General features: G+C 40.5%; 22 protein-coding genes and 3 tRNA genes. 11 read left to right on the plus strand and 14 right to left on the minus strand.

Annotated elements, in window-relative coordinates:
- Nucleotides 1-18 precede the first annotated feature (18 nt).
- Both KF820_04315 and KF820_04320 read right to left on the minus strand, forming a co-directional pair.
- A complete protein-coding gene (locus KF820_04315) occupies nt 19-513 on the minus strand; it encodes a CarD family transcriptional regulator (protein ID MBX3457568.1) in 495 nt (164 codons plus the stop codon).
- Nucleotides 514-582: 69 nt separating this feature from the next.
- Nucleotides 583-921, minus strand: a complete 339-nt coding sequence (locus tag KF820_04320) for a ferredoxin family protein (protein MBX3457569.1) — start codon at nt 919-921, stop codon at nt 583-585.
- Between the two features lie 1,171 nt (nt 922-2,092).
- Here KF820_04320 and KF820_04325 point away from each other — a divergent pair.
- From KF820_04325 to KF820_04335, 3 genes are all read left to right on the plus strand, one after another.
- The gene (locus KF820_04325) at nt 2,093-3,055 is read left to right on the plus strand and encodes a hypothetical protein (GenBank protein ID MBX3457570.1); all 963 of its coding nucleotides are present in this window, start codon (nt 2,093-2,095) and stop codon (nt 3,053-3,055) included.
- Between the two features lie 201 nt (nt 3,056-3,256).
- Nucleotides 3,257-4,414, plus strand: a complete 1,158-nt coding sequence (locus tag KF820_04330) for a branched-chain amino acid transport system II carrier protein (protein ID MBX3457571.1) — start codon at nt 3,257-3,259, stop codon at nt 4,412-4,414.
- Nucleotides 4,411-5,295, plus strand: a complete 885-nt coding sequence (locus KF820_04335; protein MBX3457572.1) for a zinc ABC transporter substrate-binding protein — start codon at nt 4,411-4,413, stop codon at nt 5,293-5,295. Before KF820_04330 ends, KF820_04335 begins: the two co-directional genes overlap by 4 nt.
- Here KF820_04335 and KF820_04340 read toward each other — a convergent pair.
- The 7 genes from KF820_04340 to KF820_04370 form a co-directional block, all read right to left on the minus strand.
- Nucleotides 5,292-5,660 carry a DUF971 domain-containing protein gene (locus KF820_04340; GenBank protein ID MBX3457573.1) on the minus strand — a complete coding sequence of 123 codons (369 nt, stop codon included), beginning with the start codon at nt 5,658-5,660 and terminating at the stop codon, nt 5,292-5,294. The genes KF820_04335 and KF820_04340 overlap by 4 nt on opposite strands.
- Nucleotides 5,657-5,881 carry a Trm112 family protein gene (locus KF820_04345; GenBank protein MBX3457574.1) on the minus strand — a complete coding sequence of 75 codons (225 nt, stop codon included), beginning with the start codon at nt 5,879-5,881 and terminating at the stop codon, nt 5,657-5,659. The genes KF820_04340 and KF820_04345 overlap by 4 nt, the downstream gene beginning before the upstream one ends.
- A 13-nt stretch (nt 5,882-5,894) precedes the next feature.
- Nucleotides 5,895-6,566, minus strand: a complete 672-nt coding sequence (locus KF820_04350) for an LON peptidase substrate-binding domain-containing protein (GenBank protein MBX3457575.1) — start codon at nt 6,564-6,566, stop codon at nt 5,895-5,897.
- Nucleotides 6,567-6,843: 277 nt separating this feature from the next.
- A complete protein-coding gene (gene tssG / locus KF820_04355) occupies nt 6,844-7,857 on the minus strand; it encodes a type VI secretion system baseplate subunit TssG (GenBank protein ID MBX3457576.1) in 1,014 nt (337 codons plus the stop codon).
- Nucleotides 7,821-9,632 (minus strand): type VI secretion system baseplate subunit TssF, encoded by a 1,812-nt coding sequence (gene tssF, locus KF820_04360; GenBank protein MBX3457577.1) that lies wholly within the window; start codon nt 9,630-9,632, stop codon nt 7,821-7,823. The genes tssG and tssF overlap by 37 nt, the downstream gene beginning before the upstream one ends.
- 128 nt (nt 9,633-9,760) lie before the next feature.
- Complete coding sequence (locus KF820_04365; protein ID MBX3457578.1) at nt 9,761-11,056, minus strand: MFS transporter; 1,296 nt, start codon at nt 11,054-11,056, stop codon at nt 9,761-9,763.
- A gap of 133 nt (nt 11,057-11,189) precedes the next feature.
- Nucleotides 11,190-12,746 (minus strand): NTP/NDP exchange transporter, encoded by a 1,557-nt coding sequence (locus KF820_04370; protein ID MBX3457579.1) that lies wholly within the window; start codon nt 12,744-12,746, stop codon nt 11,190-11,192.
- 382 nt (nt 12,747-13,128) lie between these two features.
- Here KF820_04370 and KF820_04375 point away from each other — a divergent pair.
- Nucleotides 13,129-13,204: transfer RNA gene (locus KF820_04375), tRNA-Lys, on the plus strand.
- A gap of 82 nt (nt 13,205-13,286) precedes the next feature.
- Entirely contained in the window at nt 13,287-14,660 is a 1,374-nt protein-coding gene (gene fumC, locus KF820_04380; protein ID MBX3457580.1) for a class II fumarate hydratase, read from the plus strand.
- Here the strand turns inward: fumC and KF820_04385 are convergent.
- Entirely contained in the window at nt 14,657-15,052 is a 396-nt protein-coding gene (locus KF820_04385; protein ID MBX3457581.1) for a zinc-ribbon domain-containing protein, read from the minus strand. The two genes, fumC and KF820_04385, sit on opposite strands and share 4 nt — an antisense overlap.
- 160 nt (nt 15,053-15,212) lie before the next feature.
- Here KF820_04385 and infC point away from each other — a divergent pair, with 160 nt between their 5' ends.
- Nucleotides 15,213-15,758, plus strand: coding sequence for a translation initiation factor IF-3 (gene infC, locus KF820_04390; GenBank protein ID MBX3457582.1), 546 nt, complete (start codon nt 15,213-15,215; stop codon nt 15,756-15,758).
- Between the two features lie 240 nt (nt 15,759-15,998).
- Nucleotides 15,999-17,402, plus strand: coding sequence for an anion permease (locus KF820_04395; protein ID MBX3457583.1), 1,404 nt, complete (start codon nt 15,999-16,001; stop codon nt 17,400-17,402).
- Between the two features lie 32 nt (nt 17,403-17,434).
- On the opposite strand, the gene KF820_04400 is transcribed toward KF820_04395, so the two are convergent.
- Nucleotides 17,435-18,286, minus strand: coding sequence for a ribonuclease E/G (locus KF820_04400; GenBank protein ID MBX3457584.1), 852 nt, complete (start codon nt 18,284-18,286; stop codon nt 17,435-17,437).
- Nucleotide 18,287: 1 nt separating this feature from the next.
- Complete coding sequence (infA, locus tag KF820_04405) at nt 18,288-18,506, minus strand: translation initiation factor IF-1 (GenBank protein MBX3457585.1); 219 nt, start codon at nt 18,504-18,506, stop codon at nt 18,288-18,290.
- Between the two features lie 210 nt (nt 18,507-18,716).
- On the opposite strand from infA, the gene KF820_04410 reads away from it, so the two are divergent.
- Nucleotides 18,717-19,673: a hypothetical protein gene (locus KF820_04410; protein MBX3457586.1), complete on the plus strand. Its 957-nt coding sequence runs from the start codon at nt 18,717-18,719 to the stop codon at nt 19,671-19,673.
- Nucleotides 19,674-19,690: 17 nt separating this feature from the next.
- Here KF820_04410 and KF820_04415 read toward each other — a convergent pair.
- Both KF820_04415 and KF820_04420 read right to left on the minus strand, forming a co-directional pair.
- Nucleotides 19,691-19,767, minus strand: a tRNA-Ile gene (locus KF820_04415).
- 168 nt (nt 19,768-19,935) lie between these two features.
- Nucleotides 19,936-20,805: a LysR family transcriptional regulator gene (locus tag KF820_04420; GenBank protein ID MBX3457587.1), complete on the minus strand. Its 870-nt coding sequence runs from the start codon at nt 20,803-20,805 to the stop codon at nt 19,936-19,938.
- Nucleotides 20,806-20,920: 115 nt separating this feature from the next.
- On the opposite strand from KF820_04420, the gene KF820_04425 reads away from it, so the two are divergent.
- The 3 genes from KF820_04425 to KF820_04435 all read left to right on the plus strand — a co-directional run bounded on the left by KF820_04425 (nt 20,921) and on the right by KF820_04435 (nt 22,874).
- Nucleotides 20,921-21,006: transfer RNA gene (locus KF820_04425), tRNA-Leu, on the plus strand.
- Between the two features lie 23 nt (nt 21,007-21,029).
- A complete protein-coding gene (locus KF820_04430; GenBank protein ID MBX3457588.1) occupies nt 21,030-21,356 on the plus strand; it encodes a hypothetical protein in 327 nt (108 codons plus the stop codon).
- Nucleotides 21,357-21,527: 171 nt separating this feature from the next.
- On the plus strand, nt 21,528-22,874 hold the full coding sequence (locus KF820_04435) for a porin (protein MBX3457589.1): 1,347 nt from the start codon (nt 21,528-21,530) through the stop codon (nt 22,872-22,874).
- Nucleotides 22,875-22,902 lie beyond the last annotated feature (28 nt).

Consider the following 22,902-nt stretch of genomic DNA (forward strand, 5'->3'; position numbering starts at 1 on the left):
AGTCCTCAGCTTAGCAACCTATGCTGCTTTTAACAACTCTTCTACCCGAGTAACAGCGTCTTCTTGATCGATGGACTCAATGGCAGCTAGCTCGCGAGAGAAACGATCGATAGCCGCTTTATAGATCTGGCGTTCACTAAATGATTGATCTGCTTTAACATTCGGTTTATAGAGTTCGCGAATGACTTCAGCAAGTGACAATGGATCTCCGGAATTGATTTTTCCTTCATACTCAACGGCTCGACGACTCCAATTTCCTTTTCTCACAGCAACCCGTGAGCTTAGGATATCAAAAGCTTTCCCCATTTCATTCGATGAACTTAAAGAGCGCAACCCAGCCGCTTTTGCTTTGGCCAACGGAATACGCATTAACATTTTATCTTTTTCAAAGGAAATCACAACTAAATCAACTTTAATTCCGGCGACTTCTTGTGATTCGTACGTCACAACTTGACCAAGGCCGTGAGTGGGATAGATAACATATTGGCCGACTTTAAAGTTCTTTATATCCATCTTTGGTCTCCTTTTTATTGCTAACGTCCTTATAAAAAAGAGGAGCGTCTTGAACGCCCCCCCTTAAAACTAGTTCCCTTTACCGGGGTTCTTCGAAAAATATTCCTCGAACTTATTGTCAACACCAACCCATTCTTGGGCATCAGCAGGGGCGTCCCCTTTGCGATTTATATTTGGCCATTGACCAGCATACTGTCGATTAATCTCAACCCATTTTTCCGTACCCTCTGCTGTATCAGGTTGGATAGCTTCAGCCGGACATTCAGGCTCACAAACACCACAATCAATACACTCATCCGGATTAATGACTAACATGTTCTCACCCTCGTAAAAACAATCTACCGGGCAAACTTCTACACAGTCCATAAACTTACAACGAACGCATGAATCTGTGACAACGTATGTCATAATATAGAGTCTCTCTTAATCTACACAAAAATTACAGCTTTATGGAGGTTACCACAAAAGATCAAAAAAAGCAAGTTTTATAAAATAGAAAAATTCTCATCCTTAAAAGATGAGAATTTTTGAGTCATAACCGTTAACAGCAAGGCGACTGCATTGGATTCGCAGGCATACCTGTAAACGGTTGACTTTGCCCCGGTAAAGCCACATCCGACGTGGCAGGTTCTACGCGTCGGCCATTCCCGTCACATGTTGTTCCCTTATGTTGTCTGAACAAAATTTAGAAATTTAGAAAAAAGTGGTAGTTTTTGTTTTGAAGAATAAAGGAACTACCGCAATAAAATATCACATAAAATTGAAGACCTGGGAAGTAATTTGCCGACATCTTATCCAAGAAAAATCAATTCATACCAAAAACCCAACAAGGCTAAGCTTCTTCTTTAAATCGATATGACATGCTTCTAGATCAGGCTGTCATCAGGGGCGATTAATTCCGTCATGCTACAGAGATTGGCGAGCTATATAGTCAATCCGATTGAGAATCGAGCGAAACGAGAACTGCGTCTATGGCATTAGATAATAAGGTAAGCGTTTTTAGGAAAGCTCTGATTTTATTTTCTCTGATTTATGAAGAACCGCGTTATCCCTTATTACAATTTGACCTGATTCTAACTCAGGACATAAAGCCTGCTCTTTACTCATGCTTCAAATAATTGCATATTACATGCGCCTCTGAGATCAAGTGTTTCTTTAACGTCACTTCGACATAAGAAAGATCAGACACGCTCGTCATCTCCGACGAGCAAAGCTAGGGTAGCGCTAGAAAACCTTAGCTTTGTTTGATTGGAAATCCATGTTTATTTTATGATTGCCTGGTTTCCCGATCAAGAAATTCTTAACGGTTTTGTAGCCGGGAATGACGGATTCTATTGCTTGATAGACCTTCTTATATCGAACTCACGTTAATATTAACAAAAAGTTAATTATTTTTTAGGATGACTTGCCTCTGTTAAACCCATCAATTCATTAAAATTTCATTTAAATTAAGTGTTAATATTCAATACGATATAGGTGTTAACTATTTCAAAATAGTATCAATGAACGAAAATCAATTTTTTATTAAATTTTTTTGCGTTAGGATTAACTATTAATAATATTTCGTGAAGTCCCCATAATGCGCAATATCATTATGATTTTTATAACCACTCAAAGCTTTGGCGCAGAAATAATTGCTGGATCAACAGAATTAAGGCCCCTATTTGATTGGTCAGTTGCATCTGAAGAATCTATTTCTGATGAAGATACCTCATCATCTTCCTCTGAACACGATGAACAAGAACCAATTGAAACAAATCAGGAACAAGACATAACACCCAACGAACAAGAAATAATGGCGTTATCGATAAAAGATCTCCATGTTTTAGAAAATGAACTCGGGATGTCAGAAGTTGCTGAACTGATTGAAGAAATTGTTCGCTACAGGCGATTCTTGTCCACACATTATAATGATTTCAACAAAGCCATTGACGAGAGAAACTACACAACCATTTTTTTATCAACCCTGACAGAAATAAAAGCGCTATCGGGATTAAAAGAATTGCAAGATTATTTTGCACAAGTTTATTACGATATGCAAATCAAAGCTTTGTATAATCGCTTAGATCGAGGACGATCTGCTGTTTACAAAACACTCGGCGCCAACAATTGGCGCACCAGCGCAACTCAAGAATCAATCAATTCACTGAATGTTTATGCAACTTTACTTAATCTCAACGTTCACAGTGATTCAGGCTATCTGGGCATGATCATCCAATTCTTTTCACAACCGGAACCGGCAAGTATTTATTTTCCAAAATTATTCAGCGCCCTATCTGAAAAAGACCACCAAAGTGACCTCTTAGATATTGCTCTGACCTATCTCATCGAGCGATATAGGATCGATCGTTCCTGGTTTAACAAAATCCTCCATTATTGTGGCTTAAAACATAGCTATACCCGGGAAGCAATTACCACACTCCAGAACATTGCAAAACTCCTCAATATTCGAGTTCGTGAAGATTATCAACGATTACTGAATGCAGCAGATCAAAAAATGATAGAAGACGCTTTGGAATACCTTTTGACCTGGGGAAAATAAATAAAAGACCTTGAAATTATTAGATATCACTGATATAAAGAATAACCATGACACAAGAATATTTGTTACAAAATCCGTACTTACAAAAAACGACAAGAGAAGTCGTTCGTATCGTCGTGTCTATTGTCCCGATGGGGACCTAATCATATATAACATTTTCAGCCCTAATCAGTACAAATTTTCAAAACACGGATGTGTTCTATGACTTATAAACGCGTTATCCTGACAGCAGGTTTTGCCATGTTTTCCATGTTCTTTGGCTCTGGCAACCTTGTATTTCCCCTTCTTATTGGCACACAAACACTTGATGTTTCCACCTACAGCACGATTGGGTTGATCCTAACTGCAGTCATCGTTCCTTTTTTAGGACTATTTGGCATGATTCTTTACAATGGAAATACACGGGATTATTTTGACAAACTTGGTCGCATCCCGTCATTCCTATTAATTTTAACAATGCTATCGTTGATGGGGCCTTTTGGTGTAGTGCCGCGTTGCATAACTGTTGCTTATGGTGGCCTAAACGTTCTTTATCCTGATCTTCCTTTTAATTGGTTTTCTGCTGGCTTTTGCGCATTGATCACCCTGTTAATTTGGAAATCCAACCGTGTTGTTGATGTCATTGGGCTTCTTTTAACCCCGTTTAAACTCGGCGGATTAATGCTATTGATGATTGTTGGGCTTTATTATGCACCCGACATTCAAAAGACGACAATCAGTACGACTGAAAGCTTTTTAACTGGTCTACATTTGGGCTACCAGACGATGGATCTCATGGCAGCTTTTTTCTTTTCTGCAACAACAGTCGCCTATTTAAGACAAAATTTAAAACCACGCCATGATGGACATGTTTTATTTAAAATTAGCCTTCAATCTCTGATTATTGGCGCCTTATTATTAACGCTTGCCTATATTGGATTTGTCAAACTCGGCGCCCACTATGCAACACAATTAATTGGTGTTAAGCCAGAATCATTATTAGTGGTAATTGCTGAAAAAACCATGGGAATCTACGCCCTTCCAATTGTTGGATACACGATGGCTGTTGCCTGTTTAGCAACCGCTGTCATTCTGACGATCCTTTTCGTTGATTTTCTTTTCAGTGAAATCTTAAGAGGCAAACTCAATGAAAAAATTTGTATCTTCATCACAATTGGTACAACATATGCAATGTCACTCCTTGGGTTCTCGGCGATTTGTTCAATTCTTGGTCAAATATTAGAAATTGCTTATCCTGCCTTGATTGGTCTAGCTGTCGGCAATATCCTGTCAAAAATATCACGATTTGATATGGCAAAAATTTTCTTCTGGGGTATACTTCTTCTAAATGTTACTTACAAAATAACCAACCTACAATGATTCGTCTTTTTCTTGCTTTCTTACTATCCATCAATATGGGATTTTGTACACCGACAAAACTCAAAGTTGTTGCAACTTTTTCTATCCTTGGAGATATGATCAAAAGTGTGGGACAGGATCTTGTTGACGTCCAAGTCATCGTCCCAGAGAATGCTGATCCGCATATTTATCAACCAACGCCAAAAGATGTGGCTCTCTTAGCCAAGGCAGACCTTGTTATTGTTAACGGCCTTGATTTTGAGGGGTGGTTTAAAAAGCTCATTGATAACTCAGGCTATAAAGGAAAAATCATTATTGCTGGCAAAAACATATCGCCACGGATTCTTCCCGGGCCAGATGCTTCGGTTAATGACCCACACGCATGGCATTGTGTCAAGAATGGGATATCCTATGTCCGTGTTATCAGCGAAGCATTAAGACAAGCTCTCACCCAACAAAGCTCAAAACTAATAGAGAATGAATCGCTTTATATTAAAAAACTGCAAGACCTTGATACTTGGGTTCGCAAGCAATTTGATGCGATCAAGAAAGAGGAAAGGCTCGTGGTCACAACCCACGATGCCTTTTGGTATTATGGCGAAAGCTATGGCATTACCTTTCTTTCACCCGTGGGGATTTCAACAGATGCCGAACCATCTGCTTTGGCGGTTGCCAATCTTATTAATGAAATTCGAACCAAAAATATCCGCGCTGTTTTTATTGAAAGCTTATCAAGCAGAAAACTAATCGAGGAAATAGCGAAAGAAGCTCAATGCAATGTAGACGGTGTCCTTTATGCTGACTCTTTGTCATCACCTGACGATAAAACATCACCAGCCCAAACCTATATTGACATGATTCGACACAATACACTGGAAATAATTAAAGGATTGAAATCCTAACGAGAAAGACCAAGGTTTTGAATCAGGTGCAAATAACGCGACCAATTTTCATCTTTTTTCTCGCCTAAATGGTATAAATAAGACCAACTATAAATACCGGTTGAGTGACGATCATCAAAGTGAATGCGAACCGCATAATTTCCAACAGGCTCAAGAGAGTTAATCGCAACGTTACGACAGCCACCAATTGTTTTTTTCTGGCTCGCTCCATGACCTTGGATTTCCGCTGACGGACTTTCGACTCTCAAGTATTCAGCACTATAATGAAACAGAGTTCCGTCATCAAAGCTAACCTCTAATGACCGTGTTTTTTTACAGTAATCAATCGTCACTGGCCACGGCTTTTGTCCACGCTCTTGGCTCATGATACATCCTGCGCATGAAAAGATGACCGATAAACGTTCGCCTTCCCCTCATCGATGACCTCAGCTTCATCAACCAACATAATCGGCACACCTTTGATAATAGGAAAAGCAAGTCCTGCTGCTTCGCTAATCAGCCGATGATGGTCTTTATCATAAACCAATGTTGATTTTGTCAGTGGACAGACCAATATCTCTAATAACTTCGGATCAATAGTTGCCATTTTTCTCTACTCCTTAATGATAAGTCACATGATCAGGTTGACGATCAAAAGAGGCCATTTCAATAAGTGTGGTCATTACATGTGATTGTTCTTGAATTGATTCTACTTCTAGTAAAGCTTGTTTTTCAGATGGAGGCAAGGGGCACGCCATAGATAATGCCGTAAGCAAGCGGTGATTGGAAGTTTGGTTAATTTCTTCCCAATTCGGGGAAATATCTAGGCGATCAAAATAAGGTTTTAATGCCTTATAAAGACGAGGGCGGTCCATCGTGAAATCAATTTCATCAATCAAATCACTTGCAAAAGGAGTATAATCAACACGGGCAACGGGATATCCATCGCTACCTTCTGTTTGGTCCATCAAGCGGAACCGTGTAACACCCTCGAGTTCAGCGATCAATTTTCCTTCTTCAGGCTCAGTAACATCAATGACCTTAGCAAGACACCCAATTTGGAAAACTGATAAATCATCCAAATCAGTACCCATACGAATGCCTGCATTCGGTTGAACCAAGCCTAACAAGCGATTCCCCGTCAGGCAATCACTAATCATCGATACATGAGAAGAATCAAATATAGGAAGAGGCAACTTTGCCTTTGGCAGTAAAATGGCTCCCCGCACCATACATAACGGGATTTGTTCAGGTAAATTAGAAATCGAGATGTTTTGAGTTGAATCTGTCATTGATTATATAAAATTCTTTATATTCTGATATCCATAACATGGACATTAATGAATGAAATATCAAGAAGAAAATAGCAAAAAAAGAATTAGGAATCCCATTGATTTTTTAATTCTACAGGCGAAGTCGAGTTGTTCAAGTTGGGTTTGGACGCAGGAACAAGAAATAACATATACGATGTGCAAACAAGCGACGATGTGACGAACTTCCAAGCTCAAATGAATGACTCTAAAGTTTACAACGAAGATAAAAAATTATAGGAAAATTATTTAAGGACGGCTATAACAAAACAACATCGGGATCTTGATCAAACCCAAGCCCCTTTCCCCGCGTGACCCAACTTGTTTGCCCCAATCTTAATTCAATGCCTAATTTAGACGGGGGGATTTGGTTGCGGTCAACCGTTGCATGAAGCTTTAAAATTTTATTTAACCCCGTGTAAAATAGAACTAAGCTTTTAAAGTCATCATTGCCATGTCCACCGGGTAAATGCTGTAGATAATGTTTCCAGCTCATCTGTTTTAAGTGGATACGAACGCCCGCCGCTTCATCCCAGGTTCGCTGACCTAATAAAGTTGTTTGCCCTAATTGCTGATGCTGTCCAGTAACTCCCAATCTGGTCCAATCTTCTGGCGGCGGCTTGCGCCAAACGCCAAAATATTCATGGATAACCACTGGAAGTTTAAAATATCCCTCTAAAAGTTTCTTCAGTCCACCCGCTGTCCTTTGGCGTTGCCACAACAAAGAGGTAAAATGTAAAATCGACCGCGAATGCAAGGAAGTCACTTGCGCCACATCAATTTTGTTTAACCCTGCTAAATCCAAAATTGCTTTACCAACTGACGTTTCTTCAGCAGGCACCATTTCTAGACCAACAATATGCTTTTTTTGCAGACGATACCAAAATGAGGCATGGCGATGATTAAAGATATCAAGGAAATCACGAAAAGCAGTATCACGGTGTCTTAACCGTTCAGAGATCATATCTGTATACGGTTGGGGAAGTGGGCCTTGAACACCGGCAATACCAAAGAAATTAACAGTCATAATCGGCGGACGATCGTAATATCGACTCGTAAAAATACTTTGAATATCACTGGCTGGTGTTGCGTAACTAATACGAGCCTGAATTTGAACAGGATCATCTTTGGGATTTTCCGACTCACCAAAGGGCTTGGATTCCGGACGCAAAGCCGATAAAATTCGAATCGCTTGATAGTATTCAAACTCATAGGGTGCAGAATAGAGTTGCTCAGCTACAGAATAATCTGATCGCCGTGTAAGGGCTCCCATGACATCCATTCTCCTTGACGTTGGACACTATTCAGTTGTAGTTGCACAAAAGAATTGATTGATGTTTGCAAAGCAAAAAACGTTCGTAGAACACTAGAAAGCAAAAAGACACTTTCCCCTGTATAAGCCCGCTCATTGACCGTTAACGTAACTTTAAGGCCGCTAACAAACCCTTTCCAAGCTTCAGCGCTTAACCGACGAGCAATTGGTTGTGTATCAATACCGACTAAGGCATCAATTTCGTTATGATGGAAATTTCCAGCTGTCCGCGCGTACAAGGTTAAGGTTTCTTTCAAAGCCTTCAAAGACGTGGCTCCCGCACTAATACTGAGATGATTAACAGAAAGCATCGATATCAAACGCCACATCGTTTCGCCATCATCCGGACTATATATTTGTGTTGTTGGCTTAGTCAGGCAATGAATTTTGCTAACAGGAGCCTTGTCCTCCAACTGCAAAAGGCCACCAGCAGGGATTTGTTCAGCCAGAAATCGGTTCGTACAGAGTGTTTGCGCGTAAATCGTCTCTGTCGGCGGGACATTTGGGTTAAAGTTTAAATCGACGAATCGCAAATAAATATCACTTCCTGGAATATCTCGCCGCTCTGATGGCAGACGCCGATGGATCCAGAACTGGTCTGGGTTATCAGCTCTTGCTTCGTGCGTAAAAGAATAATAAGGGTAAATCGTATTTGTATCAGCAGATCCAACAACGCCTGCCAAGACCTTTTCAATCGAATAAATTTCCGTTGTTCTTTCTCGTCGCTGATCCGGAACAAGTCGATATTCAAATTTGTGATGATCGAGTTTCAAAGGATCGGTAATTTTAGGAAATAAATTAACAATTGGCGTGCAACCCAATTTAAAATTATCAGGGCCAATAGTCATTTTATCCAAAGCTTGTTTATCATCAACCCCAATTAGTAATTCAATCTCATTTTCTGCTGATGATAAATCTAAATTCATCACATCAAAAAACAAATATTTTTTTGGGAAATGAAAGTATTCATGCAACACTTGATAGGCTGGCTGTGAATGATCAGGAGCTGGTAAAATAGATTCGCTCTCTTGAAAACCGACAGGTCTTATCGACCTTGCTTTTAGGGGGCGAGCAACTTTATCAGGCGTTGAGACATAAGCCTGTATTTGACTTTGTGCAAAGATAATTTCATAGAGAAGGAAACTTAACGCCTCATCCCCGTTAATATAAAATCGTAATGTCTGCAAATCCAAATCTGCAAAATCTAACCCTTGGCACGACAATTTGAGTCTTAAATACCATTGATGCTTTTTTGCTTCATGAAAAGTGTAGTCCAACGGCTGCACAAATTCTGCCGCATTAATACCAATAGGCCACAATGTAACCGGATAAGCGGTCCTAAATCGACAAGCCAGCCCTTCTTCAGCAAAAGACTGAACAGGCGTGTGCTTTGCTATATCAAACCCGCTTGTCAATTTGCCTTTGCCCGGATCGACAACAAATTGGGCAATAGCCATACTTGGTATGGGTGCAATTAAATGGGGGTATAGCACAGATAATAATGCCGAAGCGATTTGCGGAACACGATCATCAATTTCTTGACTCAAACGTGCTGATAAAAACGCAAAGGATTCAAGCAGTCGTTCCGTATGTGGATCGGGCGATTCTGATTCTGATAGTTGTAATCGCCGAGCAATTTTGGGGTGCTGAGCCGCAAAGACCTGACCTGCATTGCGTAAATAGCTCAGTTCCCTGTGATAATAACTTAAGAATTTGTCTTGCGAAATTGACGTCACGGTATCAGCTTTATTCCATGTCCCTTACTAAAATTTACCATTAATTCTAGCAAAGTAAAAGGATAGCTGTACTCTCTTAATAAAAAACCCCCTCTCAAGAAGGGGTTTTTACAAGATCAACAAAAAATTTAAGCAGCAGCTTGCATGCCTTCTTGATGCGGAGACTCCAAGTGCTCTTGATTTTTAATACTTCTCAAAACAATCAGAGCAACAAAAGCACCAATTGTCAGATAATAAGCCGGAATCATGTTGCTTCCTGTTTTTTCGATTAAGTAGGTGACAACCATCGGTGCTGTTCCACCAAAAAGCGGACCACTGATATTGGTTGTGATTGTGACAGCAGAAAAACGAACAGCTGTCGGATAGGACTCAACCATCAATGCTGGCAGTGGGCCAAAATAACCACCCACAGCAATAGCAAGAAGCATTTGCGCCGCCAAAATAATCATTGGATCATTTGATGTGTTCACAATACCAAGCAACGGAATCGTTCCAATAACAAACAAAAACGCAGCACCCCCGAGAACAGCCTTACGACCAATTCTATCAGACAACCAAGCTGAGATAACCGTGAAAACACTAACGACCAATAAGCTAATGGTATTGATTGTTAGTGCCATCCCCTGAGATAACCCAAGTTGTGTGCTGAGGTGTGTTGCCATATAAACCAGCAAAATATAGAAACTTAAATCATGAAGCATAACAGCCATAACAACCTTAGCAAGGGTTCGGCCATGCTGTGTAAAGACCTCTTTCACAGGGTTCTGTTTCAACTCTCCAGATTCCTGAGCAATGATATATTCAGGTGATTCAGGAACATTACGACGAATGTAAAACCCAACAAGACAAATTAAAATACCAAATAAGAATGGAATTCTCCATCCCCAAGCCATCAAATCAGCTTCGGAGAAAATATTGCTTGATAGAGCAGCGGCCCCTGATCCCGCCATAATCCCAACCAAACAACTGGTAATGGCGAAACTACCGATCAAACCTCGGCGAGACGCATCTGTATGTTCTGTTGTAAATGTAATCGAACCACCATAATTCCCGCCCATGGAAATTCCTTGGAGCATACGGATTGACATAAGCAATATCGGAGCCCAAATCCCAATTTCAGCATAGGTGGGCAAAACACCAATCAAGGCCGTAGGAACGGCCATTAACAAGATAGACAAGACCATGGCCTTTTTACGCCCCATACGATCCCCGATGTGCCCAAAAATCATCCCGCCCAACGGGCGAATAAGATATCCGGCGGCAAAGGCACCAAAAGCTGCGATCAACTCAACGGATTTGTTATCAGATGGGAAAAATAATTTTCCGATAATGGGCGCGAAATAACCAAACAAGGCAAAATCATACCACTCAAACAGGTTACCAACAAGGCTCGCTGTTACGGTTTTCACTAGGGATCTACTCATCTATCAATCCTTTATAATTACACATGTTAAATTTAGTTTAGACCATATCTAGACCAAGTGACAATATTATTGCAATAAAAAAAGGATTGCTTAACGCAATCCTTTCAAAAATCAGATCTTTTGAGTAATTTTATTACTGAGCGGATGTTTTCGCTTCTGCTTCACGTTGTTCTGTCAACGCTTTAAAACGCTTAGACAAGGACAACACAGAAACCAACCAAAGCGCAACAACGACAATGGTAATAACCGCTAAGATATGAGACAAGCTTGCCAATGTTTGACCTGCAAAGATACTGAGCAAGGAAGCTTGGATAAATGCACCACCGGACTTACCAGCACGACCACCGATAACGTCAACAGCGGCTTTACCTTTAACTTTTAGCTCTTGATCTAATGGAATGTATGCCATTTCTTTTGTTGGGTCGAACAATGAGTATTTTGTTGCTTTAGATAGAACGTTTTGAACGAACCCAGTCATAACAGCAACCATAACCATTGTTGTACCAGCAACAGCATATTCTGGGTTTCCAACGCTTTCAGAATACATAATCACGCCAAAGAAAATTAAGCTTGTGATTAAGATCATGATTGGTGTAATCATCGCAGCAGATAGCCAGCTGAAACGACGAAGAATGTTGTTACCAGCAACCATCAACAAGACAGTGATTGCCCCTGTTGTAGCAGAGAATTGACCCATGAATGCGTTATAAGCATTGTTGTCGCCATGGAATGCGATCTTAATTTGACCTTTCCAAACACCTTCAACAACGTTAATGGATACACCATAAGCCAAAACAATCATGGCAATCATACCCAAATACGGAGACTTTACGAGGTACATAAAGCTTTCGCTCAAAGATAGTTTTGGTTTGTCTTTCTTTTTTCCGCCTTTTGCAGACTCGGAACCATCATAGTAACGTGGGTCTGTCAAAACAGACTTGTTCATCCAAGAGTAGATCGCAACAACAATCAAACCAGCAATAACAACGAATGCCATCAAATAGTTCAATGTCCAACCCCAAGCATCAACGCCTTCAGGAAGGTTACCACGATTCTTTGAGAAGAAATAAACTGTATAACCGGACAAGATCAAACCAAAGTTACCAATCAAGCCGAACATACCGTAGAAACGCTTTGCTTCAGCAACACGTGTGATTTCGTTCGCAAACTGCCAGAACAACAAGGAAATAACAGCACTCCCCCAAAGTTCGGATAGAATATAGAATAAGCTGTAACTCCAGTTACCAATAACAGGAACAAACCATGCCAGCGCCGGATACAAATCCTTTGCGTCTTTAATTGCTTGTTCTGTCATGTGCAGTGCTTCACGATTCGGGTAGATGAACAGAGCAAATGCACCAAAGAACACCAAGAATGGTAACAATGCAGCATAAAACAAGCCTTGACGGCTAAGAACGTTAGACAATTTCGCATAAGCAATCATGAACAAAATTGCCGCAGGTGTTGTACCCGCCAATTTAATAAAGGCCAAAGCCTCGGCACCGGAACCTGGTGCATTAACAACAAGAGCGTCCTTTGTATCGCGTAAAACTGTATAGTTAAACAAAATACAGAACATCATAAGCCCCATAGGAAGGAACTTTTTGATTTCGTAGTTGTGAATCGGCCAGAAAATGGCGCGCAGGCCAGTAAACTCTGGTTGTTTCACAGCTTCTTTAGCTTGTGACATGGTTAAATCCTTTTGTTGATTAACAATAAATAAGCCAACTTCTTTAAGGGAAGTTCCACGATACACAGATATTATTCGTTCAAATCTTTATTCTGTATAGTCGTTAACTTATAGACCGTTAATTTATTACACAAATAGAAATGCGGACAGGGCCGTGGTCCAACACCGCAGCACTATCATACACTTCGTTATACAGCGTAAATATATTTTTTTGTTTGACTTAAGTCAATATAAAATCGTTGTATTTAATGGATTATTTTAAAAATAATCATTTAATTTCAACCTAGCTTTAAACGGAAAGTTGATTTATGATACCATTCGCACTTTTTTTCTGGACACACCCCACTTAAATTTGATAGAAAGAACTATCTCATATACATGAGGGCGCTTAGCTCAGTTGGTAGAGCAGCTGACTCTTAATCAGCGGGTCAAAGGTTCGAGTCCTTTAGCGCCCACCATTTATAAATTATCCCCCCCTTGTTATTCCTTGTAAATCAATTACAATTAAACCAAAGTTTGGTTGTTATTGAAGGATAAATAATGCGTATTGAAACTGATTCCATGGGAGAAATCCAAATTCCAGACGGAATGTATTGGGGTGCACAAACCGAACGGTCTAGGAATAATTTCAAAATTGGCGGACAAAAAATGCCGATTGCTATTGTTCGTGCCCTTGGCATTCAAAAACAGTGTGCCGCAGCAACCAATCAAAAACTGGGGAAACTGGATGGATCTCTTGCCCAAGCAATTATCCAAGCTGCTCAAGAAGTCATTGACGGAAAATGGGATGATCATTTCCCCTTGGTTGTCTGGCAAACCGGGTCAGGCACCCAATCCAATATGAACGCGAATGAAGTCATTGCAAACCGAGCATGCGAGATATTAGGACAGCCTATTGGTCAAAAAAAACCCGTTCATCCTAATGACCATGTAAATTACGGTCAATCTTCAAACGATACATTCCCAACAGTCATGCACATTGCTGTTGCCATGGAAACCACCCAGAACTTGTTGCCAACCCTCAAAATTTTTCACCAGGCTCTTGAAAAAAAATCACACGAGTTTACCAAACTTATTAAAGTTGGGCGCACTCACTTACAAGACGCCACTCCCGTTACACTGGGGCAAGAATTTTCAGGCTATGCAGCTCAAATCAAATACGCACTCATGCGCATAGAGCAAGCACTAGACGGCGTGTATGCCCTCGCCCAAGGCGGTACAGCCGTTGGCACAGGCATCAACTGCCCCAAAGGATTTCCGGAAACATTTGCACAAGAAGTAGCCACAACAACGAAATTACCCTTTAGAAGTGCCGACAACAAATTTGAAGCATTAGCTTGTCACGATGCTCTTGTTCATTTTTCAGGGACATTGAACGTCCTAGCTACAGCTTGCATGAAAATTGCCAATGACATCCGCTGGCTGGGGTCAGGCCCTCGCTGCGGACTTGGTGAGATAGAGCTTCCTGAAAATGAGCCTGGATCATCCATCATGCCGGGTAAAGTTAATCCAACCCAAGCCGAGGCCATGACCATGGTATGCTGCCAAGTTATGGGGAACCATGTCGCTGTAACCGTCGCTGGGAGCCAAGGACATTTTGAACTCAACGTATTCAAACCCGTCATTGCCGCCAATGTTTTACACTCGATTCAACTTTTAGCTGATAGCTGCCATAGTTTTGTTGAACATTGCCTTGTTGGCATCAAAGCTAATACGGTGAAACTCCAGCAAAATCTTGACAAATCCCTTATGCTGGTTACCGCATTAAACCCTGTTATTGGCTATGATAATGCCGCAAAAGTTGCCAAAAAAGCACTCCATGATGATATCACCCTCGCAGATGCAGCAGAATCATTAGGACTCTTAGACCGCAAAGAATTCGCTAAATATGTGATCCCCGAAAACATGCTCTAAGCATAAGGGTCATCACTATCTTCAGTTAAATTAAAGGATTGAGGAACTTCATCCTTATTGACCGACATGGGTCGCCGGCGATCGTCATCATCCTCTGTGATTTTATTCAAATAAAAGGGGTCTTCGTTACCCCGATACAAACTTGTTTTCAGGTTATTAAGAAACAGCGAAACTCTTGGGAAATCAGCATACAAAGCAACAGCAACCAACCCCAAGACAGACCAGAGCAAAATCCAATCAGCCGTTGTTTTAGGTTCTTTTTCTTGATGAATTTCTAATTTATGGTCATTCACCCATACAGCTTTGCAAGAACTGCATCTGAATTTAGATGCTGAAAAACTTGCCTCAGGCAAATCAAACAAATGTTTACAACTTGGGCATTGAACCAACATAATGATCCTCCATACTCTAAAATACATGAAGTCAATCCACATGAAAAGGAGGTTAAATGTATTAAAAAATAATTCCTTGATGCGAAAATTGTAGTTCTCAGAGAAAAAGTAGTGTAGAGTGAAACTGTAATAATTCAGGTATTTTGCATGGAGAAGTCGCATATCTCGTTTTAATAATAACGCGCCAGCACCAAAAGATGGCCCACGTGTTAATCAAGAAATTACAGCTAAAGAAGTTCGTCTCGTCGGTGCAGATGGCGAAATGATCGGTGTTGTCAACCGACAAGAAGCCCTAAAAATTGCAGCAGAATCCGGGTTAGACCTTGTTGAAGTATCGCCTAATGCAGAACCTCCGGTTTGTAAAGTTCTTGATTATGGCAAATACAAGTATGAACTGCAAAAAAAGAAAGCTGAAGCTAAGAAAAATCAAAAGGTCGTTGAAGTCAAAGAAATTCAGATGCGACCAGTTATTGATGAAAATGACTTCCAAGTTAAATTGAAAGCCGTTCTTCGATTCTTAAATGAAGGTAACAAAGTTAAGGTGGCTATCCGTTTTCGGGGCCGCGAAATTACCCATCAAGAATTGGGCATGGAAATTATTAACCGCGTCAAAGAAAGCGTCTCTGACATTGCTAAAGTGGATCAAGCGCCTAAGCTTGAAGGGCGTCAGATCTTAATGATTTTATCACCCGGTAGCGCTAAATAACGATTTTGAAACGGAGGTATTTTTACCTCCTTTCTAATATTCATTCCACATAATCGTTCCATTTGACGCCCCAACAGTGTCACATTATTACTTATGGACTAACAGCATATTTCAGCCCTTGTTCCTTGTCTCAAAAACGAAGGGAACAACGATAGCTTCACGATACAAACAAATATTCTAGAAAAACTGCGTTATTTCTGCTATCCGTAGAAAGTAATATTTTGTATTAAGGAATTCACTATGTCTCAGGCACTTAGTTTTCTAATTCCATTCTTAGTTGGGGCTGGCATTTATTTTTCTCCCGTCCCAGCAGGTATGGATCCACAAGGCTGGCATCTGTTTGCAATTTTTGTTGCAACAATTACAGGCCTTATTTTTAAACCCTTACCGATGGGAGCCGTTGCCTTAATTGGTTTAGCCGTTACGGTTCTAACCGGTACAATGAAATTACAACCTGAAGCTCTAAGTGGTTACAGCGATAGTGTCATCTGGCTTGTTATTTATGTATTTTTTATTGCTCGTGGTTTTATCAAGACAAAACTCGGCATTCGAATCGCTTATAAATTCGTCGAATGGTTTGGCAAGAGTGCCCTCGGTATGGGATACAGTATTGTTGCAACAGAACTCTTTATTGCTCCTTTCATTCCGAGCAGTGCTGCCCGTGCTGGCGGCATCATGTACCCTGTTGTTTCAGCCATATCTGAATCCATGGGCAGCCACCCTAATGAATCGACCCGCAGAAAAATCGGTGCCTATCTTCATAAAGTTGCCTATAACGGGAATCTAATCACCAGCGCCATGTTCTTAACTGCTATGGCAGCCAACCCAATGTGCCAATCCTTTGCAGCAACACAAGGGATCGAAATCACTTGGGGTAATTGGGCGATTGCAGCATCTGTTCCGGGATTATGTGCATTGCTATTCCTTCCCTTATTCTTTTACTGGGTATTTCCACCATCCCAAAAACGCTTTGGTCATGCCCCGGACTTAGCACGACAAAAGCTCGCTGAAATGGGCTCTATGAGTCAAGCTGAATGGATCATGACAGGTGTTTTTGCCTTAATGTTAGGCCTGTGGATCTTTGGGGAAGCCTATGGCATTGGTGCGACAACAACAGCCCTTCTTGGCCTGTGCTTACTTCTAGCAACAAAAATCCTGACATGGGATGATGTCTTGCATGAAAAGGAAGCATGGCACACCATGATTTGGTTTGCTATCCTTGTAACGATGGCCAAATACCTACAAATTTATGGTGTTGTTGCTTGGTTTTCTAGCATGGTCAGCACCCTTGTGTCAGGGATGGATTGGATGCAGGCTTTTGCTGTCCTTATCCTCATATACTTCTACAGCCACTACTTCTTTGCCAGTAATACATCCCACGTCAGTGCTATGTATGCAGCATTCTTGGCTGTTGCCGTTTCAGTTGGCACACCACCCTTAGTTGCGGCCCTATCTCTTGGGTTCTGCTCAAGCCTATTTTCAAGTATGACCCACTACGGCGCCAGTGCATCCGCCATCTTTTTTGGATCTGGCTATATTGATATTGGCACTTGGTGGCGTCTTGGTTTTATGATCAGTGTCGTCAACATTGCCATATGGTTTGGTATTGGTGGCGTCTGGTGGAAAACCGTTGGTCTTTGGTAAAGCCAAATCTGATAAATTAAAGAAGAGAGCCATTAGGCCTCTTTTTTTATAAATCTGTGAGAGAGGGGTGCCGTTGTTCGGGGAGAACTAATCTCGAGAAAACCTAACTTTGAAAACCCGTGAATTGTATAGGTTGACGGCAGAATAGACTTTATCAGTTTTATCAACTCTGGCCGCTGGTCTTTGGCATGATTGATAAACTCGACCATAATCGCACCACTTAAATGACGCCAATAAATTTGCTGAGCACATGCTTGGGCGGCTTTTTCGTTAATAGATCGAATATACCCTACTCCGTTAACATCGATCACAGTACAAGCAGATGTTTCTTCAATTGTAAAATTAAAATTATCACGAATAACCTTAGGAGCAAGCAAATCATCCCAGTTTTCTTCTAAACCATACTCTTTAAATAAATTTTTATGGCTAAGGCTGAGTTTGATCTGAGAATAAGTTGATATCACCTCAGGTTTTATCGCTGCCATAATTTCTGCATCATCGATAGTTAGTTCATCCACAATATTCAGATCCGGAATAAGCGCTAATATTGATGGTTCCGGTTGCTGCCTGTCTCTTGAAAGCAAGGGAGATTTAAAAATCTTTTGTCCGATATCATAAAATGCTTCTCGACTAATTCGAACAGGAATAGTCTGACCAACCGTCACAGGCGGATATTTTTTATCGAATGATAACAGCCCTATACCCGGATTCAAATCAATCCAGCACTGCCCCCGCTCAATATGATTAACTTTGCCTTGGTAAACCGTTCCTAACTTATAGGGGCGCCTAAGGTCGTCCCCATCGAGATAGACAAGAGATCCGTTATGCAAAATAGCCGCTCGGATTATATCTCCACAGCGGCTTAGAAGTGCAATTCGCCTCATCTTATTTTTGACGGAAAATAATGCGACCTTTGGTTAAGTCATAGGGTGTCATTTCCACAACAACTTTGTCCCCGACTAAAACACGAATCCTATTCTTGCGCATACGACCTGAGGTATGAGCCAGAATAACATGGTCATTTTCTAATTTGACACGAAACATTGCATTTGGCAAAAGTTCAGTTACCGTGCCATTAAATTCAATTAAATCTTCCTTAGACATAAAAAATCCTAAATAAACCTTTATACTATTTATTTGAAGTGTTTCCACAAAAAGGTCAAGCTTATTTTCGCCAAACCGTTAAAATTCATCAATTTAAACTCATAAAGAAAAAGTCAACAATAAAAAAACACATTTTTTATTATTTACAGCTTGATTTATTATGAGACTGCCCCCATTTTAAGGTTGTGGAATATAAGAATGGAGGCAGTAATGGCTAAGCATGTCGCTTATCCATGTCTTATTGCATCCTTTTTCTTTAAATTTGGCGGAATTGGCGCAAAATGCGCCGAAAATTTTCCGCCAAATCCTGAAAAAGGTATGGCAATTTTTAGACAATATACAACAAAATACACCCAAGATCAAGAGTTTTCTCCTGGCGATGAATCTCCTATAGCATCACAAGATGATGAATGGCTAAGCTCAGGTTTTTCAAGCGAATCATCAGAAACCTTATCAATGGGGTCATACGGCTCAGACGAATCGGATAGTGGGGAAAGTGGATCAGGCATATTGGAAAATATAACACTCGATCCATCAATTACAACCATTCCAGTAAATAGTCGCTCTGTCTTATACATAAGGCATCTTCAAATGTGGATTGATAATATCAAAAAATACAAACCCAAAACACCAGAAGAGCATCGTAATATCTTCTTAGAATCTTTTCCTATGGGGTATAATCCAGAAGATATATATAGACAAATCACATTTGACAGTTCAGAGAATACGCATCTCTATGCACCGGGACTAACTCCCGTCAAAGGAACACCCCGTCGCAAAAATAATATACACCGTCTATCCAAAGGGGAATCCGCTATTTGGATTGATCCACGCACAGGCACAGAGTATAGATGTCACATGCATCATCTCGGTCAAATCAATCACAAAACATATATCGTCATGCTTCCTGCTGATATTCATAGGTTACCAGGTGTTCATACCTATCACGGCCCATCAAAAATCGATAGAAGCGAATTTGCACAAGAGAGAAGAAACGGGCGTCAAAGACTAGCGAAACAATTATTTCCAGCATCGCCCTTCAAATCAAAATCTCTGCATTTTAGCCTAGATTCCGATACAGATGACAATGAGTCAGAATGCGCAAAACACAAAAACAAAAAAGCACGCTCAATCTTTCGAGAAGAATTATCACAAGAGCTTTATTAGGGAAAGAAATTATTTTATGGTGGGCCCGGCAGGACTCGAACCTGCGACAACTCCGTTATGAGCGGAGGGTTCTAACCAACTGAACTACAGGCCCACATTATAATAGTTATGCCTGATCACCATGAGGGTGTCAAGAAAATAGACTATATAAAACCCGGGATAACCCCGATAAAACCCGGGATAACCCCGGGTTTTGTTTTATGCAAACAATGGGGAAAAATAAATAGTTACAATGTTTGCCTTCTTGTTACGATGTTTCATGTTAATCTCTTCCTAAGTTTTTCTTTGTAATTTCACCTAACCGATTCAAAACACCTGCTTTAGAAGAAATTCTCCGTGTAATAAAGAATGTTCTAATTTCCGATGAATCTGAATTTTCGTTGACTACAATTAAATTTCTAGATAAATTTTCATCAGATTGCAAGCGTGTTTTTGGTATAGCAATAACTCCCCTGTGCAGCAATGCCATTTTGCAAACCGATTTCAACATGTTAGACTGATAGCATGGCTCAATCGAATCAAAAAACCTTCTCGGCTCAATCTTATACCCTAAGGGCACAAGTAAGTTATGCGACTTCAGATCTTCTAATGTTTTAGGAACACCATGGCGGTTGATATATTCACGAGTAGCCGCGAATACAATACGCGTTGAATTTAGTTGTGTCTGTGTCAAATCAGCACGATTAACCAAGAAATCACCAATAACCGCATCAATAATCGGATTTGTAAAATCCAAATATTCAGCTCCTGCAAACACAGTCACTTTAATATCGGGATACTCCTCATAAAATTCACTCAAAATTATCGGAAGTTCATTTTCAGCAATACCGTGAGTTGTTGCAATTTTTAACTCTTGAGGAGTTTGGGTTGACTGACTTACAAGAGGCAAAGATTCTACGACAATTCTACAAAATTCAGCAAAACTCTGCCCTGCTTCGGTTAACGTAATTCTATTTTGATTACGCAAGATCAAGGGTTCACCAAGAAATTTTTCAATCGAATTAATATCGTTGTGAATTTTAAAAGCAGGTAACTTTAACTTGCGAGCAACAACAGCAGGAGCCCCCTCATTAACAAGACAATGAAAAATCATACATTTATGAATCGATATCTTATCAAAGTTAATTGTCACACCAGAACCATCTCTTATACTGTTTGATCAACCATATCATATTTTTAGTAAATAATCTTCTAAGACATCAAGATTTTCTTGCTTAAGAAAAAATAATTTACTATTGTGTATTTATGCCTGCTTGGTGAAATCGGTAGACACAACAGACTTAAAATCTGTCGCTCTTTGGGCGTGCCAGTTCGAGTCTGGCAGCAGGCACCACCACCTCCTTCTGGATAAATTTCATGTCTAAAAACACGCCTTACGAACAAGTAGATATGTTTCAAACATCCTTAATACAGAAAACATCAACAGAAAACAAAACACCCGCAAAACAAAAACCCCCTTTTATCCCCGTCCAAACAATGGCTCTGGATGAACACGATATCAAAAATAACTTTATGTACATGATACGCATCCTCTTAAACAATAGCCAAAAAACAATATCAACACCTAAAGGACAAGAAGATTATCTCGAAACACTGATCCATGAAATGAAAATTAAAAAAGGCTTAATAGCCCCCACTATCGCAGTACGCAACGGCGCTCTCAAATCAAATAAACGAAATTAATTTTCTTAATTATTTTTTAAGACTTCTAATGTGTGTGATTTTTAAACAACAATCCACATAAACTATCAAAAAAATTTCTCTAATCTGTTGAAAAAGTCATTTACTTTATAAGAAACTGTTCTTAGTTGGGCTCCGTGTGGGCTCCCTAAAATGTAAATTCGGAGGGTTCTTATGAAAAAGCTAGTACTTAGCGCTATGGCGATTGCCGCGCTTAGCACATCCGCAATGGCTGAAGCTGTTGCTCCTACATTAAAGATTAGTGGCAACACAATTATGAATGCTTATGCTGTTAACCAAAAGGTTAAAAACAATGGCAAGTCACGTGCTCACCACTTCTCAAACGATATTTCTGACTTGTTCTTCTTGGTTGCTGGTCGTACAGCTTCTGGTATTGAATACAAGTATAAAATCAACATGCAAGCTAACTCAAACGTTAGTCCGACAATTGCTCAAAACTACATTGAATTCAATACAAAAGCTGGTACATTCCAATTCGGTAACGTTGTTGGCCCAGAAGACGCCATGATCGAAGATGCTGGTGCAATCGTTGGTGGCGCCGGTGCATTCGATGGTGGTTATAAAAATGTTTATAACTTCTCATCATTCGCTCTACGCGGTAACGACAACATCGGTGATACCGGTTATGCAACAAAATTAGTCTATTATACACCTGAACTTTGGAACTTCCGTTTTGGTGTTGCTTACACACCACAAACATCTCACTTAGGTGATGCTAAGTTGGATAACAATTCTATCCAAGGAAATGGCAACGTTCCGGGTAACCGCAATTTCTTCCCTGCCCTTCCAGGCAATGTCGATGCCTATGGCGTTCGTAGCTGGGCATTTGGTTTATCCTTCAAAAAAGAAGTTGGCAACTGGGGCTTCAACTTGAATGGTACGTATTTGACAGATATCTCTTACCTATCTAACACTCTTTCCCCTAATGGCGGACCATACGCACGGGTAGATGATCGCGTATCTCAATTTGGCGGCAAAATCCGTCTGCGCAATACATCAGCTTATCAGTTGGGTACAATTGTTGCTTACCGCCTATCCAATGGTCACCTTGTTCAAGTTGGTGGTGGTTGGTTAGACAACGGTCACTCACGTAATTTCCGCAGAACAACATATTTTGGAACCAACCTCGTCGCTGGTGCTGCTGGTGATGCGAACTCTGGCAATCTACACCAAGGTGATTCCGGTCAAGCATGGAATGCTGGCGTTGGTTACACAATGGGCGCTTATAAGTTTGCAGCTTCTTACCAACATATGGAACGTGAAACAGACGCTGTCCGTAAAGCTAAGACTGATGTCTGGAGCTTGACAGGTGACGTTGTTCCTGTTGCTGGTTTGAAATTCTTTGGTGAAGTTGACTTTATTCGCACAAAGTCAAATGCAGTTGCACAAACTATGGAACAAAGCTTTAACAACGCCTTTGGTCGCGTTAATGCAAACTCAGGTTCAAATGCAAAGAACCAAGCAGCCGTGTTCATCATCGGTTCAAAAATCAGCTTCTAATCTTAGAAGACGATTCAGAAAAACCTGG

The organism is Candidatus Paracaedibacteraceae bacterium (assembly GCA_019636055.1).
Classification (GTDB): domain Bacteria; phylum Pseudomonadota; class Alphaproteobacteria; order Paracaedibacterales; family Paracaedibacteraceae; genus Paracaedibacter.